At 48.4% G+C, this 531-nt stretch carries 1 pseudogene; it reads right to left on the reverse strand.

Features of this window, described 5'->3' with window-relative positions:
• Positions 1–22: 22 nt before the first annotated feature.
• A pseudogene (gene sucC, locus ACTHUM_RS18470) lies at positions 23–531 on the reverse strand (succinate--CoA ligase subunit beta); the annotation flags it as partial.

Here is a 531-nt window from a genome sequence, read left to right on the forward strand (position 1 = left end):
CAATACGCTCATTCTTTTCTCCTTAGGCGTTTACGGCTGCAACAATTTTTTCGGCTGCGTCATTCAGGCCGTCTGCAGAAGTCAGTTTCAGACCTGATTCATTCAGGATTTTCGCGCCGAGTTCGGCGTTGTTACCTTCCAAACGAACAACGACAGGAACGTTGACGTTGATTTCTTTAACGGCTGCCACGATGGCTTCCGCAATCATGTCGCAACGTACGATACCACCGAAGATGTTGATCAATACGCCTTTAACGGATTTGTCTTCCAAAATCAGTTTGAACGCTTCAACCACGCGGTCTTTGGTTGCGCCGCCACCAACGTCTAAGAAGTTGGCAGGTTGGCCACCTTTCAGTTTGATGATGTCCATAGTGGCCATCGCCAAACCGGCACCATTAACCATACAACCGATGTTGCCTTCCAGTGCAACATAGTTCAGGTCAAATTCAGAAGCTTTCAGCTCACGTTCGTTTTCTTGAGATTTGTCGCGCAATTCAGCGATTTTTGGCAGGCGGTAGAGCGCGTTGCTGT

This window comes from Neisseria sp. P0021.S006 (genome assembly GCF_051956895.1).